The sequence below is a fragment of the Nonomuraea sp. GTA35 genome (genome assembly GCF_041950525.1).
Lineage (GTDB): Bacteria > Actinomycetota > Actinomycetes > Streptosporangiales > Streptosporangiaceae > Nonomuraea.
The window spans coordinates 423,245-436,359 of record NZ_JBGNUV010000005.1 but is presented as its reverse complement, the minus strand read 5'-3'; the positions used below and the strand labels follow the sequence as shown (position 1 = coordinate 436,359).

Sequence of the window (13,115 nt, the reverse complement as noted above, 5' to 3'; positions counted from 1 at the left end):
TGTCCCGGGGAGGGAGAGGAATCCCTGCCCCGGGTGACCGTTGTCGTGTTCGCCATCGTTACTGGTTCAGGATCTCTTCGAGTTCCTTGTTGGCGTCAGCGAGGGCGGTGGCGGCGTCCTTCTTGCCCTCGATGACCTCACGAGCGGCGTTCTGCAGCACCGCCTTGGTCGCGTCCGCCTCGGACCAGTTGGGGTCGGCGGGGAAGGCCTTGGCCTTGGCGAACGCCTGCGCGAACGCGCCCTGCGCCGGGTCCTCGTTCATCGCCTGCAGGGTGTCGGGGTAGACCGGGAGCAGGCCGCCCTCCTTGGCGTACCGGTCGGCCCAGGTCTTGCTGGTGGCCAGCTTGATGTACTCCTTGCCCAGGTCGGCCTGCTGGGTGGTGCCCCACAGCGCGATGTCGTTGCCGCCGAAGAAGGAGGGCGCCACGCCGCCGGTCTTGGCGGGCAGCGGGAAGAAGCCGATCTTGTCGCCCTTCAGCTTGCCCTTGGACTCCTCCTCGATGCCCGACAGGTCCCAGGCCGCGGTGAGGTACATCGCGACCTTGTCGTTGGCGAAGCGGGTGCGGATGTGGGTGGTGTCGTGCGTCAGGTTCGCCTTGTTGGACAGGCCGCCGGTGACCAGGCCGGTGTAGGTCTCGAAGCCCTTCTGGAAGCCGGGCTCGGTGAGCTTGCCGACCCACTTGTCGCCCTCCTTGACGGCGTACTCGCCGCCCTCGGACCAGGCGAAGGCCGCCAGCAGGTGGTTGGCGTCCGAGCCGCCGTTGAAGGCGAAGCCGTCCACGCCCTTCTTCTCGGCCTGGATCTTCTTGGCCGCGGCGACGAGCTCGTCCCAGCTCTTCGGGACCTCGATCTTGAGGTCCTCGAACCAGTCCTTGCGGTAGAGCACCGCGCGGGCCCCCGCGCCCCACGGCACGGCGTAGATCTCGTTGTCCACGGTCTCGTAGCCGTAGAGGTTCTGGGGGATCTGCGCCCGGTCGCCCTCGCGGGCGATGTCGGTGATCGGCGTCAGCGCGTCCTGGCTCTGCCACATCGGGACCTGGTCGTTGCCGATCTCGGTCACGTCGGGGCCGGTGCCGGTGGCGGCGGCGGCGAACTTGTCGGCCACCTGGGGCCACGGGATCCACTCCAGCTTGACCTGCGCGCCGGTCTGCTTGGTGAACTCGGCGTTGAGCTCCTCCATGTACGTGGCCGCGGCCGGGTTGCTGTTCCCGAGCCGCCAGACGCTCAGCGTCTTGCCGGCGAACTTGGGGCCGGAGGCGGCGGCGCTGGGTGAGGACGTGGGGGGTTGCTCAGCGGAGCCACCGGAGCCACAGGCGGCCAGGCCCAGGGCCAGCGCGGCCGTGGTGACCGTAGCGGCTGTGATCTTCGCGATCCTCACAGGGTTCTCCCTTCCCGGGTGCTGGCCTACGGTCCGCACCAGGCTGATCGTCAAATCCGAACGATGCTGGTAAACTAACAAGAAACTTTCTTAAAAGAAACGCTCGTTAGCCGATCGTGACGAGAAGGGTGCGCCGATGAGCCGAGACCCGGGAACTCCCCGGTTGCTGCGCCGGTTGAACGACCGCGCCGCGCTCGAACTGCTCCTCGGAGACGGTCCTCTCACCCGTGCCGAGCTCGGCGAGCGGACCGGGCTCTCCAAGGTAACCGCAGGTCAGCTCCTTGCGCGCCTGGAGGAGCGGGGGCTCGTGGAGGTCGCGGGCGAGCGGGCGGGAGGCAGGGGGCCGCACGCCGCCCTGTACGCCGTGGTCCCGTCGAGCGCGTACGTCGCCGGGCTGGAGGTCCTGCCCGACAGCCTCACCGTGGGTGTGGCGGACATCACAGGCAGGGTCGTGGTCGAGATCACGGTCAACCCCTCCGACGCGCGCGATCCGGTCAAGGCGGTGCACGCCGCGGTGCAGCGGGCGTGCGACGCCGCCAGTGTCAGCCTGTCGCAACTGCGCGCGTTCGTCATCGGCACCAGAGGCGTGGTCGACCCGGCCACCGGCGACGTGCGCATCTCGGTGGACCTGCCGGCCTGGCACGTCGGCGTGCTGGCCAGCCTGCGCGAGACCCTCGGCGCCTCGGTGACCATCGAGAACGACGTCAACCTGGTCGCCCTGGCCGAGCACCGGCACGGCGCGGCCATCGGCCACGACGACTTCGTGGTCATCTGGGCCGGCGTCGGCCAGGGCCTCGGCGTCATGCTGGGCGGCCGGCTGCACCGGGGCATCACCGGCGGCGCGGGCGAGATCGGCTGGCTGCCCGTCCCCGGCGAGCCGCTGCCCACCGACGTCACCCGGCCGCAGACGGGCTCGTTCCAGCGCCTGGTGGGCCACGACGCGCTGCGCGGGCTCGCCGACGAGCGCGGCGTGAGCGGCCACACGGTGCCCGACCTGGTACGCGGCGGCGACGAGGGCTACCTGGACGCCGTGGCCGCCCGGCTGGCCCTGGGCGCGGCGGCCGTCACCGTCGTGCTCGACCCCGGCCTCATCGTGCTCAGCGGCGACATCGGCCGGGCAGGCGGCGAGCGGCTGGCGGCCAAGGTGCAGGAGGCCGTGGCCCGGGTGTGCCCGAGCCGCCCGACCGTCGTCACGACCAGGGTCGCGGGCAACCCGGTGCTGCGCGGCGCCCTGGTGGCCGCCCTGGAACAGGCCCGGGAGCAGGTCTTCTCCGACACTGTGTGAGAATTCTTGCCCATGTGGCAGTCCCCGAACGAGGTCGTGCTGATCTCGGACCCCCGCGTGACCTCGATCCCGGTGCAGGAGAGCGGCGAACCGCTCGCGGACGTGCGCGGGCGGCTGCGCGTGGACCCGCGCCTGGCCGACGAGCAGGGCGCCTACGCCCACCTGCGCTCCGGCGTGCTGGAGCGCCTGGAGCACGCGGAGAGCCTGTTGCCCGACGGCTACCACCTGCTGATCGTCGAGGGGTACCGCCCCGTCGCCACCCAGCGCCGGATCTTCGACGAGTACCGCGCGACCCTCACCGGGCTGACCCCTGAGGAGTCGTACGTCGCGGCCAGCCGTTACGTCTCCCCGGTCGAGGTGGCCCCGCACACCGCCGGCGCCGCCGTGGACCTGACCCTGTGCGCGCCCGACGGCACCGAGTACGACATGGGCACCGAGGTCAACGACAATCCGGAGCAGAGCTCCGGTGCCTGCTACACCGCCGCCCCGAACATCTCCGACGACGCCCGCGCCCACCGCAAGCTGCTCGCCGCCGCGCTGGAGCCCGCCGGCCTGGTCAACTACCCCACCGAGTGGTGGCACTGGTCGTACGGCGACCGTTACTGGGCGATGTCCACCCGCGCCGCGCACGCGCTCTACGGCCCCGTGGAGTTCACGCCCTGACAACCTGGTTTTCCGGGGGGTGAGGTAGGGGCACAACTCCCTACGGAGGGTTGGACTCCCCAGCGAGGTGTGGGCATGGTTCCACTCATCGGGATCGAGGAGGAGTACCTCATCGTCGATCCCCGCACTCGCCACGTGGCTCCCCGGGCGGCCGAGGTGCTGGCCGCCGCGACGGACATGCTTGACGTGGTGCATGAAATCACCCGATTCCAGGTGGAGGCCCGCACGCCGCCCTCCGCCGACCTGAGCGAGCTCGGCTCGCAACTGCGCGCGGCGCGCAAGGAGGTGGCGGGCGCTGCCCGCTCGTGCGGCCTGGCCGTCGTCGCCAGCGGCATCCCCGTGCTCGGCAACGTCATGCCGCCGCCGCTCACCGACGACGACCGCTACCACCAGGGCCGCACGCTCTACCGCGCGCTGCAGGACGAGATCAGCATCTGCGCCCTGCACGTGCACGTGGACGTCCCCGACGCCGAGCACGCCGTCTACGTGGGCAACCACTTACGGCCCTGGCTGCCGACGCTCATCGCGCTGGCCGCCAACTCGCCGTTCTTCGTGGGCCGCGACACCGGGTACGCCTCCTGGAGGGTCATCAGCTGGGGGCGGTGGCCGGTCTCCGGCGCGCCTCCGTACTTCCCGTCGTTCGGGGCGTACGAGCTGGCCCTGCGGGCGCTGGCGGAGTCGGGCGTGCTGCTCGACGCCAAGACCGTCTACTGGGACACCCGCCCGTCGCCGCGCCTGCCCACCGTCGAGATCAGGGTGGCCGACGTGCCGCTCGACGTGGCCGACAGCCTCACCCTGATCGGGCTCATCCGCGGGCTGGTGGTCACCGCGCTGGCCGCCGTCGCGCGCGGCGACCGCGGGCTGCCCGTGCCGGCCGAGGTGCTGCGCGCCGCCTACTGGCGGGCCGCCCGCGACGGGCTGCAGGGCGACAGCCTCGACGTACGGCACGGCACCCTCGTGCCCGCGGCCGTGCTGGCCGGGCGCCTCCTGGAGCACGTACGCCCGGCGCTGGCCGAGGCCGGCGACCTGACGTTCATCCAGGAGGGCCTCGACCGGCTGCTGCGCAAGGGGTCGGGGGCCATGCGGCAGCGGCGGGCGTACGCGAAGGGGAACGCCCTCGAGGAGGTGGTGGACGACCTCATCGAGGCGACGGTGGCCTAGTGCAGGGCCAGCGCCACCGCGACTCCCAGGCCGAAGGCGACCACCACGCCCCTGAGCACCTTGGCGGGCATCAGCTTGGCCAGGCGGGTGCCGAGGAAGCCGCCCGCCAGGCTGGCCGGCGCGATCACTGCCGCGGCCTTCCACTCCACGGGCCCGAACAGCGAGAACGCGACGACCGAGACCGAGCTGACGACCAGCGAGAGCACGGCCCGCACGGCGTTGACGCGATGCAGGCTGTCGTGCAGGAACAGGCCGAGCACGGTCAGCAGCACCACGCCCATGCCGCCGTTGAAGTAGGCGCCGTAACAGCCGCCGAGGAACACCCCGGCGTACACCATGCGGCTGGTGCGCCCGTCGGCCTCCCCGCCGATGAGCTTGCGCAGCCACGGCTGCGCGAGCAGGGCGAGGCTGGCGAAGGCCACCAGCCACGGCACCATCGACTCGAACAGCTTGCCCGGCGTGAGCAGCAGCAGCGAGCTGCCCACGCAGGCCCCCAGCACCGCCGTGATCGACAGCAGGGTGGCCCTGCGCCGCTGCCCCCGTAGCTCGGCCCGGTAGCCGAGCACGCCCCCCAGATAGCCGGGCCACAGCGCCACCGCGTTCGTGACGGTGGCGGTCAGGCCCGGGTAGCCCAGCGCCAGGAGGGCGGGGAACGAGATGAGCGTCCCCCCGCCCGCCAGGGCGTTCACCACACCGGCCAGCAGGCCGGCACCGACCAGGAAGAGCAGGTCGGTCATCGGCCGGCAGCGTAGCCCTGGGCGCCACGCGGGTTGGCGGCGGCCTTGAGGAAGGCGCCGTCACGGGCGACCGCGCTCAGCCGGCCGAGCGACCACGGGCCCTGCACCTCGACCTCGTGCCCGCGCCGGCGCAGCTCCGCGATGACGCCCGCGTCCACGCGGTCCTCGACGTGCATGACGCCGGGGCGGGAGCCGCGCGGGAAGAACGAGCTGGGGAAGTGCTCGGAGTGGAACATGGGGGCGTCGATGGCCTCCTGCAGGTTGAGCCTGCCGTGGACGACCGCGAGGAAGAAGTTCAGGCTCCACTGGTCCTGCTGGTCGCCACCCGGGGTGCCGAACGCCAGCCACGGCTTGCCGTCCCTGAGCGCGAACGACGGCGACAGCGTCGTACGCGGGCGGGCGCCGGGCCGCAGCGCGGTGGCCACGCCCTCCTGCAGCCAGAACATCTGGGCCCGCGTGCCCAGGCAGAAGCCCAGCTCGGGGATGGTGGGGGAGCTCTGCAGCCAGCCGCCGCTGGGGGTGGCCGACACCATGTTGCCGAAGCGGTCCACGACGTCCACGTGGCAGGTGTCGCCCTTGACCATGCCGTCACGCGACACCGTCGGCTCGCCGACCCCCTGCGGCTTGCGGGCGCCGGACAGGCCGGGCGCGTCGCTGGCCGTGCCGGGGTCCGGGAAGACGGGCAGCCGGGGCGCCCGCCCGCCTGGGGCACCGGGGCGCAGCTCCAGGCTGGCCTCGGCGCCGATCAGCCGCCGCCGCTCGGCGTTGTAGGCCGGGCTCAGCAGGTCGGCCATGGGCACGTCGGTGTCGCCGTACCAGGCCTCGCGGTCGGCGAAGGCCAGCTTGGCGGCCTCCGTCACCGTGTGCAGGTAGTCGGCGCCCAGGAAGTCCATCCCGTCCAGGTCGAACCCGTCGAGGAGGGCGAGCTGCTGCAGGAACGCCGGCCCCTGACCCCACGGCCCGGTCTTGGCCACGGTGCAGCCCTGGTAGTCGAAGGTCAGCGGCTCCTCCACCGAGGCCGACCAGCCCGCCAGGTCGTCGCCCGTGAGCAGGCCGCCGTGCACCTCGCCCGAGCTGTCACGCCAGGCGGTCGTGGCGCTGAACGCGGCGATCGCCTCGGCGACGAAGCCCTCGTACCAGGCCTTCCTGGCGGCGGCGAGCTGCCCCTCGCGGGTGTTCGACGCGGCCTCGGCCTCGGCGACCACCCGGCGGTAGGTGGCGGCCAGCACGGGGTTGGCCAGCTTCGAGCCGGGCTTCGGAACGTTCCCGTCCGGCAGCCAGGTGGCCGCCGACGTCGGCCAGTCCTGCCTGAACAGCTCCTCGACCGAGCCGATCGTGGCCGAGATCCGCTCCAGCACCGGCACGCCGTGCTCGGCGTAGTGGATCGCGGGCGCCAGCACGTCGGCCAGCGACCAGGTGCCCCAGCGCTCCAGCATCAGCATCCAGCCGCCGAACGCCCCCGGCACGGTGGCCGCCAGCAGCCCGGTGCCGGGCACCACGTCCAGGCCGAGCTCGGCGAAGCGCTCGATGGTGGCCGCGGCGGGGGCCACGCCCTGCCCGCACACGACCGACACCTTCTGCTCGGCCTCGCTCCACAACAGGATCGGCACCTCGCCGCCGGGGCCGTTCAGGTGCGGCTCGGCGACCTGCAGCACGAACCCGGCCGCCACCGCGGCGTCGAACGCGTTGCCGCCGCGTTCGAGGACGCCCATGCCGGTGGCCGAGGCCAGCCAGTGGGTGCTGGCGACCATGCCGAAGTCGCCCGACAGCTCGGGCCTGGTGGTGAACAAGATTTCTCCTTACTTGGCCGCGTCGGGGACGCGGTCCGCCGTTACCAGGTGGCACGCGGCGGGGTGACCGCTGCCACGCGGGTCGTTCAAAAGAGGTTCCGAGGTGCGGCACTCGTCGTAGGCGAGCGGGCACCGCGTGTGGAAGCGGCAGCCGGGCGGCGGGTCCATCGGGCTCGGCACGTCGCCGCCGAGCACGATCCTGCGCCGCTCCCGCTGCTTGGCCGGGTCCGCCACCGGCGCGGCCGACAGCAGGGCCTGCGTGTACGGATGCCGCGGCCCGGCGAAGATCTCGGCCGTCGGCCCCGACTCCACGATCCTGCCCAGGTACATGACCGCGATCCGGTCGGCCAGGAACTCCACGACCGACAGGTCATGCGTGATGAACAGGCACGAGAACCCCATGTCCCGCTGCAGGTCGGTGATCAGGTTGAGCACCGACGCCTGCACGGACACGTCCAGCGCCGACACCGGCTCGTCCGCCACGACCAGCTTGGGCTCCAGGATCAGCGCCCTGGCCAGCCCCACCCGCTGCCGCTGCCCGCCGGACAGCTCGTGCGGGAACCGCCTGCGCATCTCCTGGCGCAGCCCGACCTTCTCCAGCATGGCCGCCACCCGGTTCGCGACCTCGCGCCGGTCGGTCACCTTGTGCCGCAGCAGCGGCTCGGCCACGATCCGCTCGATCGTGAAACGCGGGTTGAGCGAGGAGAACGGGTCCTGGAAGACCATGTGCACGTCCCTGCGCAGCGGGCGCATGGCCCGGCGCGACAGGTGGGTGATGTCCCTGCCGCCCAGCTCGATCGTGCCCGCGGTCGGCTCGGTCAGGCGCAGCACGCACTTGCCGACCGTGGACTTGCCGCTGCCCGACTCGCCGACCAGGCCGAGCACCTCGCCCTCGCCGATCTCCAGCGACAGGCCGTCCACGGCCCGCACGGGGCCGTAGTGCTTGACCAGGTTGTCGATCCGCAGGATCACGACTGACCTCCGGGGTGGAAGCAGGCCGCCAGATGCTCGTCGGCCTGGCGGGTGAGCGGGGGCCGCGACAGCGCGCAGTCCTCCTGGGCGCGCGGGCAGCGGTCACGGAACGCGCACTCGTCGGGGTCCGACAGCGGCGAGGGCACCATGCCGGGGATCTCCGCCAGGCGGCCGTTCACGGCGGCGGACGGCAGGGCCTTCATCAGGCCCAGCGTGTACGGGTGCCGCGGGTTCGCGAACAGCTCGGCCACCGGGGCCTGCTCGACGGCGCGGCCCGCGTACATGACCATGGCCCTGTCGGCGATGTCGGCCACCACGCCCAGGTCGTGCGTGATGAGGATGATCGCGGTGCCGAGCCGGTCGCGCAGGTCGCGGAAGACGTCCAGCACGCCCGCCTGGATCGTCACGTCGAGCGCCGTGGTGGGCTCGTCGGCGATCAGCACCCGCGGCGAGCAGGCCACCGCGATGGCGATCATCACGCGTTGCCGCATGCCGCCGGAGAGCTGGTGCGGGTACTCCTTCATCCGGCGCACCGGGGCGGGGATGCCCACCAGCTCCAGCAGCTCCACGGCCCGCTTGGCGGCGGCCTGCCGCGACAGCTTCTCGTGCCGGCGCAGCACCTCGGCGATCTGGTAGCCGACCGTGAACGACGGGTTCAGCGAGGTCATCGGCTCCTGGAAGACGACCGAGACGGTCTTGCCGCGCACCTGCCGCATCTCCGGCTCGGGCAGCGTGGTCAGCTCGCGGCCGTCCAGCTTGATCGAGCCGGACAGCCGCGTCGTGGCGGGCGGCAGCAGCCGGGGGATGGACATCGCGGTGACCGACTTGCCGCAGCCCGACTCCCCGCACAGCGCGAGGATCTCGCCCTCGTCCAGGGTGAGCGAGATGTCCCTGACCGCCTGGACGAGGCCGTCCTCGGTGTCGAAGCCGACCTTGAGGTCGGTGATCTCCAGCAGGCTCATCGGTGGCTCCTCGGGTCCAGTACGTCGCGCAGCCCGTCGCCGAGCAGGTTGAAGCCGAGCGTGGCCAGAGCGATCATCAGGCCGGGCCAGATGGCCAGCCACGGCGCGTCGCTCAGGTACTGCTGCGCGGTCGTCAGCATCACGCCCCACGACGGCGTCGGCGGCTGCACGCCCAGACCCAGGAACGACAGCGTGGACTCGCCGATGATCGCCGCCGGGATGGCCACCGTGGCCTGCACGATGAGAGGGCTGGCGCAGTTCGGCAGCACGTAACGGAAGATGATGTGCCCGTCGCCCGAGCCGTCGGCGATGGCCGCGGCCACGTAGTCCATCTCCCTGACCGCCAGCACCTCGCCGCGGGTGATCCGGATGATCGCGGGGAGCTGGGAGAAGCCCAGCGCCAGCACGACGCCCTTCAGCGAGGGCCCGATGATCGCCGCCAGGCCGACCGCGAACACCAGGAACGGGAAGGCCAGCGTCACGTCCACCAGCCGCATCACGATCGGGTCCAGCCAGCGCCGGTAGAAGCCGGCGACCAGCCCGATCGGGATGCCGACCACCATCGCCAGCAGCGTGGACAGCACGCCCGCCTGCAGCGAGACCTGGGCGCCGTGCGCGATCCGGGCGAAGGCGTCCCGGCCGAGGTCGTCGGTGCCCATCGGGTGCGCGCCCGACGGGGGCGCCAGCGTGGCCAGGTAGTCCTGGGCCGCGGGGTCGCCGGTCACCAGCGGGCCGATCAGGGCCAGCAGGACGAACGCGACCACCAGCACCAGGCCCGCCATCGGCATCGGCCGGCGCCTGAAACGTCGCCAGTGCCTAGTCACGGGAGCCTCCCGACAGCCTGATCCGGGGGTTGAGGAAGGCGTAGGCGATGTCGACCAGCAGGTTCACCAGCACGTATCCGATGACCGTGACCAGCACGACCGCCTGGATGACGGGGTAGTTCCTGGTCAGCACCGCGTCCACGGTGAGCTTGCCGAAGCCGGGGATGACGAAGATCTGCTCGGTCACCACGGCGCCGCTGATGAGTGCGCCGAGCTGCAGGCCGAGCACGGTCACCACGGTGGTCAGGCTGTTGCGCAGCGCGTGCGCGCCCACCACCTTGGCCTCGGACAGGCCCTTGGACCTGGCGGTCCTGACGTAGTCGGCCGACAGCGCGCCCAGCATGGCCGAGCGGGTCTGCCGCATCAGGATCGCCGCGAAGCCGGTGCCGAGCACCAGGGCCGGCAGGATCATGCGCTGCAGGTTCCCGGCCGGGTCCTCGGTGAAGGGCACGTACCCGGAGGCCGGCAGCACGCGCCAGGTGACGGCGAACAGCAGGATGCCGAGCAGGCCCAGCCAGAAGTGCGGCACCGACAGCCCGGCCAGGCCGAACCCGGTGGCCACGTAGTCGGCGAACTTGCCGCGGCGGACGGCGGCCACGATGCCCGCCCCCACGCCGACGACGATCGCGACCAGCATGGCCAGCAGCGACAGCTCCAGCGTCACCGGGAGCCGCTCGGCCAGGATGTCGGCCACGGGGAGCTGGTCCTGGGTCGAGCGGCCGAAGTTGCCGGTGAGGGTCTGTCCGACGTAGTCCAGGTACTGCGCGGGCAGCGGCTTGTCCAGGCCGAACTCCTTGCGGATGGCCTCGATCGCGGCCGGCGAGGCCTCCTGGCCGGCCATGACCGAGGCCGGGTCACCGGGCAGCGCCCGGATGCCCAGGAAGATCAGGACGCTGGACAGGAACAGCACGAGCACGGCCGATCCGCAGCGCCGGAGGATGAACCAGAGCATCAGGCGGCGAACCCGGCGGTGACGTAACGGGGGAGGCCGTCCTTGAAGTACTGGACGCCGGCGACGGTCTTGTGCATGCCGAGGTAGTACAGGTTGTGGTACAGGTACACCACGCCGCGCAGCTCGGCGGCCTTCTTCATGGCGCTGCCGTACAGCTCGGCCCGCTTGGCGGTGTCGGTCTCGGCGGCGGCCTGCTTGATCGGGTCGTCGATGCCGGGGTCGGACATGCCCGCGTAGTTGTTGCTGCCCTGGGTGGTGACCAGGTTGGTGAGGTTGCCGTCCGGGTCGACGCGGCCGGACCAGCCGCTCAGCAGGACGTCGAACTTGCCGGCCTTGCCCTGCTCCAGGACGCTGACGAACTCGGCCGTCTGCACGCTCACGTTGAAGCCGGCCTCCTTGGCCATCGACTGGATGACCTGCGCCAGGCGCTGGTTGACGGCGTCGTTCGGGGTGGCGAGAGTGACCGGGATCGGCGTCGGCACGCCGGAGGCCTGCACGAGCTGCTTGGCCTTGGCCAGGTCGCGCTTGGGGCAGGTCAGGTCCTTCGGCCGGTACGGGCTGTCCAGGGGGACGGGGTAGCAGTCGACCTCGTGCAGCCCGTTGTAGACGGCCTTGTTGATGGCGTCGCGGTCGAGCGCCAGCTCGAACGCCTCGCGCAGCTCGGGGCTCTTGCCCAGCGGCGTGTCGATCGGCCCCGGCTTCTCGGTGGAGCCGCTGGCGTTGCCGATGTTGATCTGGAAGCCGTAGTACCCGAGGCCGCCGCCGGACACGACGGTCAGGTTCGGGTCGGACTGCACGCCCGCGACCGTGTTCGTGGCGAGCTGGTCGGCCACCTGCACGTCGCCGGACTTGAGGTTCGCGGCCCGCACGTTGGGGTCGACGATGATTTTGTATACGAGCTTGTCGAGCTTGACCTTGGCGGCGTCGTAGTAGTCGGCCGACTTCTCCAGCACGATCTGGCTGCCGGAGGTGCGGCCGGCGAACTTGAACGGCCCGGCGCAGACCGGGGCGGCACCGAAGTTGTCGCCCTCGGAGTCCAGCGCCTTCGGCGACATGATCATGCCGGCGCGGTCCGCGAGCTGCGCGGTCAGCGGCGTGAACGGCTGCGTCAGCGTGAGCTTCACCGTCGCGGGGTCGACCACCTCCACCTTGGACACGGCGGCCAGGTCGGCCTGCCGTGCTGACTTCTCCCAGGTGCGGTGCCGGTCCAGCGACTTCTTGACCGCCTCGGCGTCGAGCGCGGTGCCGTCGTTGAACTTGACGCCTTCGCGCAGCTTGATCGTCACTGCCCTGCCGCCGTCCGACAGCTCGGGCATGGCCGCGGCGAGCTGCGGGATCAGGGTGGAGGACGCGTCGATGTCGTAGAGCTTCTCGCACATGTTCGCGAACACCTCGCGGCCCACGAGCGTGGTCGAGATGCTCGGGTCCAGGGCGTCGGGGTCGGCGTTGAGCGCGATGTTGAGCGTGCCGCCGTTCTTGACCGGCCGGTGGTCGGCCGAGGCGCTGGCTATGGAACTCGGTGCCGCGGGCGTGTTGTTCGTCCCGCCTCCGCCACAGGCCGCAAGGGCGAGGGGAAGGGTGACGAGCGCCGCGACGACCTTGGGGGACGGTCGCATGGGGCCTCCGTTGAAACGTTTAGGAGACTGTATACAAGATGCCACATTTCAGCGGTGTTTCATCACCCTATGTTGTTATCTGAGCGTTTCCTAATCGTTTGGGTGTTTTGTCCTGCGGCCTACGGCCTGCAGGAACGACCGCCGGGCGGCTGCCACGTGCGCGATGGCTCTGGCCTGCGCCTCGTCCTCGTCGCCCGCCGCGATCGCCTCGCACAGGCTCAGGTGCTCGGTCCAGGAGTGCGGCCCGCGCGCGGCGGCGGTTTGGCTGAAGACCCACTGCGCCCGCTGGAGCATGGGCTTCATCATCAGCGCCAGGTACGAGTTCCCCGTCGCCTCGCCCACGGCCAGGTGGAAGGCCGTGTTGAGATCGGCCACCTCCTCCAGCCGCCCCGCCTCGACCGCCTCCCGCGCCTGGTCCAGCAGCCGGCGCAGCCGGTCGGCCGTGGCGGGGGAGCGCTTGCGCGCGGCCAGCCGCGCCGCCAGGCCCTCGATGGCCATGCGCACGTCGAAGAGCTCCTCGCCCTCCTCCGCCGACAGCCTGGCCACCGTGGCGCCCAGGCGGGGCACGACCTGGATGAAGCCCTCGGCGGCCAGGACCCGGATGGACTCGCGTACGGGGTTGCGCGAGACGCCGAGCGCGGCGGCCAGCCGGTCCTCGACCAGGCGTTCACCCTGGGCGAGCTCACCGGAGAGAATGCGGCGGCGCAGCTCCTTGGTGACCTCGTCACGCAAGGTCTGATGGGCCCCGCCCAGCGTCATATCAGTCATAGGGGGA

At 71.5% G+C, this 13,115-nt stretch carries 12 protein-coding genes; 3 read left to right on the top strand and 9 right to left on the bottom strand.

Annotation, left to right across the window (positions count from 1 at the left end):
• Positions 1-58: 58 nt before the first annotated feature.
• A complete protein-coding gene (locus ACBJ32_RS25235; RefSeq protein WP_357870344.1) occupies positions 59-1,378 on the bottom strand; it encodes an extracellular solute-binding protein in 1,320 nt (439 codons plus the stop codon).
• A 136-nt stretch (positions 1,379-1,514) separates the two neighbouring features.
• Here ACBJ32_RS25235 and ACBJ32_RS25230 point away from each other — a divergent pair, with 136 nt between their 5' ends.
• The 3 genes from ACBJ32_RS25230 to ACBJ32_RS25220 all read left to right on the top strand — a co-directional run bounded on the left by ACBJ32_RS25230 (position 1,515) and on the right by ACBJ32_RS25220 (position 4,487).
• A complete protein-coding gene (locus tag ACBJ32_RS25230) occupies positions 1,515-2,663 on the top strand; it encodes an ROK family transcriptional regulator (protein ID WP_357870346.1) in 1,149 nt (382 codons plus the stop codon).
• A gap of 12 nt (positions 2,664-2,675) precedes the next feature.
• Positions 2,676-3,326 carry a M15 family metallopeptidase gene (locus ACBJ32_RS25225; protein ID WP_375128783.1) on the top strand — a complete coding sequence of 217 codons (651 nt, stop codon included), beginning with the start codon at positions 2,676-2,678 and terminating at the stop codon, positions 3,324-3,326.
• Between the two features lie 75 nt (positions 3,327-3,401).
• The gene (locus tag ACBJ32_RS25220; RefSeq protein ID WP_357870352.1) at positions 3,402-4,487 is read left to right on the top strand and encodes a glutamate--cysteine ligase; all 1,086 of its coding nucleotides are present in this window, start codon (positions 3,402-3,404) and stop codon (positions 4,485-4,487) included.
• Here ACBJ32_RS25220 and ACBJ32_RS25215 read toward each other — a convergent pair.
• The 8 genes from ACBJ32_RS25215 to ACBJ32_RS25180 form a co-directional block, all read right to left on the bottom strand.
• Entirely contained in the window at positions 4,484-5,224 is a 741-nt protein-coding gene (locus ACBJ32_RS25215) for a sulfite exporter TauE/SafE family protein (protein ID WP_357870355.1), read from the bottom strand. The two genes, ACBJ32_RS25220 and ACBJ32_RS25215, sit on opposite strands and share 4 nt — an antisense overlap.
• The gene (locus ACBJ32_RS25210) at positions 5,221-6,975 is read right to left on the bottom strand and encodes a gamma-glutamyltransferase family protein (protein ID WP_375128991.1); all 1,755 of its coding nucleotides are present in this window, start codon (positions 6,973-6,975) and stop codon (positions 5,221-5,223) included. The genes ACBJ32_RS25215 and ACBJ32_RS25210 overlap by 4 nt, the downstream gene beginning before the upstream one ends.
• Before the next feature lie 48 nt (positions 6,976-7,023).
• The gene (locus ACBJ32_RS25205; protein ID WP_357870358.1) at positions 7,024-7,986 is read right to left on the bottom strand and encodes an oligopeptide/dipeptide ABC transporter ATP-binding protein; all 963 of its coding nucleotides are present in this window, start codon (positions 7,984-7,986) and stop codon (positions 7,024-7,026) included.
• Entirely contained in the window at positions 7,983-8,948 is a 966-nt protein-coding gene (locus tag ACBJ32_RS25200; RefSeq protein ID WP_375128782.1) for an ABC transporter ATP-binding protein, read from the bottom strand. Before ACBJ32_RS25200 ends, ACBJ32_RS25205 begins: the two co-directional genes overlap by 4 nt.
• On the bottom strand, positions 8,945-9,772 hold the full coding sequence (locus ACBJ32_RS25195; protein ID WP_375128781.1) for an ABC transporter permease: 828 nt from the start codon (positions 9,770-9,772) through the stop codon (positions 8,945-8,947). The genes ACBJ32_RS25200 and ACBJ32_RS25195 overlap by 4 nt, the downstream gene beginning before the upstream one ends.
• On the bottom strand, positions 9,765-10,724 hold the full coding sequence (locus tag ACBJ32_RS25190; protein ID WP_357870364.1) for an ABC transporter permease: 960 nt from the start codon (positions 10,722-10,724) through the stop codon (positions 9,765-9,767). The genes ACBJ32_RS25195 and ACBJ32_RS25190 overlap by 8 nt, the downstream gene beginning before the upstream one ends.
• A complete protein-coding gene (locus ACBJ32_RS25185) occupies positions 10,724-12,340 on the bottom strand; it encodes an ABC transporter substrate-binding protein (protein ID WP_375128780.1) in 1,617 nt (538 codons plus the stop codon). The genes ACBJ32_RS25190 and ACBJ32_RS25185 overlap by 1 nt, the downstream gene beginning before the upstream one ends.
• A gap of 90 nt (positions 12,341-12,430) precedes the next feature.
• Positions 12,431-13,108, bottom strand: a complete 678-nt coding sequence (locus ACBJ32_RS25180; protein ID WP_357870370.1) for a GntR family transcriptional regulator — start codon at positions 13,106-13,108, stop codon at positions 12,431-12,433.
• Positions 13,109-13,115 lie beyond the last annotated feature (7 nt).